The 2,320-nt window shown below is 42.3% G+C and carries 1 protein-coding gene and 2 tRNA genes; 2 read left to right on the forward strand and 1 reads right to left on the reverse strand.

The features are described 5' to 3' along the window. Positions 1–114 precede the first annotated feature (114 nt). Positions 115–318 (reverse strand): hypothetical protein, encoded by a 204-nt coding sequence (locus tag HMPREF1640_RS12655; RefSeq protein WP_081935215.1) that lies wholly within the window; start codon positions 316–318, stop codon positions 115–117. A 1,506-nt stretch (positions 319–1,824) separates the two neighbouring features. Between HMPREF1640_RS12655 and HMPREF1640_RS00010 the strand changes: the two genes are divergently transcribed. After that, positions 1,825–1,897: transfer RNA gene (locus HMPREF1640_RS00010), tRNA-Lys, on the forward strand. A gap of 25 nt (positions 1,898–1,922) precedes the next feature. Then, positions 1,923–1,995: transfer RNA gene (locus HMPREF1640_RS00015), tRNA-Lys, on the forward strand. Positions 1,996–2,320 lie beyond the last annotated feature (325 nt).

Here is a 2,320-nt window from a genome sequence, read left to right on the forward strand (position 1 = left end):
TTTCATCTTATGCCTTGTGTGCTTGGCAATTTCATTGAATAAAAATATTTTAAATGATGAAACAGCCATGGATTCATGTATAACGGAGCGTTGTTACTCACGCTCTCTTTAGTGTCAGCCGCCGCCGCCATCTTCATCTTCATCTTCATATTCGCTATAATCTTGATTATCCGACGCATTTGGATCTGACGACACCGGTGGGTCAAAAATTGTTGACTCATAGTTCGCCACACTACTGTCACCGGATGCCCCCACTAACAAATTTTCCGTATTTAGATGAATTACCGCGCATTGGGGCTTGATATATTTAATTTTCATACTTAAAAATTTTTTCGTGAACGAATATTGCCTTTTTCCCTATTACAGGTACGTGAAAATAATAGCAACTTTCTCCAAAGTTGCCGTCCCATATAAAACGCCATGGAGACACCGCCTGAGCATCCACCATTACAAAAAAATTCAATAAGCCGCTTTACCTTATCTATATATAAAACATGTATGGATGGATAAAGTGTGTGTGTGTGTGTGTGTGTGTGTGTGTTACATTTTTATTCGGACAATCCAAACAAAATGAGTTAAAAGACATTAACAGTTCCTTTTTGTCCATTCTTGGCGCGACCGCATTTAGAACGGTAATATACTTATCGCATGCGTTCCTCTCCATAACATCCCGAACACTTTAATTCTACATAGACTTCCATATCCTCAGAAAGGTCTCTTTCTTAACTACTTATAAAAGAACTTTTGTGTATATTAAACCAATCAGCATTTATTAGCTCGCGAAATTAAAATAAAAAAACCAAGTATCCAAACACTTCCCCATATATTTTTATCCTCATTCATTAGGACGAGACACGATGTTGCCCTAAATAAATTGCAGGCGCGAAGGTTTCGTCCAGCCACTCGTGTCCCATCTTAGCCTTACTTCCTCTTTTCGTTTTTTTGAAAAAACGCTTAAGACGGCATTGGCGCGAGCTCAAAACGCCAATCGAGAGAGGCGACGCAGCCATCCGGCGCAACATTCGCAACGACCCGGCCACATCATGGGAACGCCATGCGCCCAACGTTGAAAAAACACGACAAACAACCTCTGAAAAAATGCGTCTTCGCAAAAGACAGGCTCGCCGCTCGCAAATACGCGATTCTCGGTGTTTTCCATAACTCGTTTTCAGCGAGCTGTTTACAAACCTTCACGGCTGTTTCGACCATCACAAATCGCCTCATATCATACCTTTTGGCACTATTCGCATGCCGTTTGGGCACCATTCACACGCCGTTTGGGTCTTAATCACGACATGAATAAGACCTAAACACCGCGCCATCGCATAGCGATCGGCCTGGGACAATGGCACAAGCGCGGCGCGTAACGCCAGAAAACACCACTCCCACCCATCGCCATCACCGTGGAACAGCCTGCCAGCAGAGGGCTGATTTTATGACTTTATTTGGACAAAAAACGCCTTCCAACTATCTTCTTTACTATAAAGTTACGAAAAGCAGCTCGCTTGACCAACTTTTATTAGCACTTATTTTATTGGCGTTCATATGGTTAGATGAAAAGTTGAATGTGTCATACCACACGAGTTTCAATGGCCAACCTCCATACGATCATGGTCGTATCTTTAGAAAAGAACAACCTCCACCCTGTCACTGGCGCGCTATAAATAACAGTATTTACAAAAGACCGAAAACCTTTTAAATGGAAGAGCCGCGAAGATTTAATCTAAAAAAGCGCCAAACCTTTGGTCATATAAAAAAAAATATGTAATTTTGCACACGCTTTTACAAACGACCATTGTGCCGCTTGCATGGGCATGAGAAATTGCACCCTTAGCTCAGTTGGTAGAGCAACTGACTCTTAATCAGTGGGTCTAGGGTTCGAATCCCTAAGGGTGTACACCGTTTGTCACCCAATTTCTCATGCACCCTTAGCTCAGTTGGTAGAGCAACTGACTCTTAATCAGTGGGTCTAGGGTTCGAATCCCTAAGGGTGTACATCGTCACAGAAGTCAAGTGAACCAGCAGGTTCACTTGACTTTTGTCGTTGTGGACTCACCACCTTTACACATGCCACCAACCACTTATAAGCCATGCACCTCAAAACAGTAAGCGGCAACACACGCTGACAAGCGCACCAGTTTTGTATCACGCACTGAGCATTATCGCATGACAGGCACGACAAGTCAGCACTTAATTTAGGGCAACAAATGTTATTTATCCATAAATATCAAAGACATACACCCTAAAAGTAGAAAAAAATAGTTATATTTATAAATTGAATAATATAATGAAAGTGTGCCAGCTTTCATTAGGGGGGGGG

This window comes from Prevotella sp. S7-1-8 (genome assembly GCF_000758925.1).
Taxonomy (GTDB): domain Bacteria; phylum Bacteroidota; class Bacteroidia; order Bacteroidales; family Bacteroidaceae; genus Prevotella.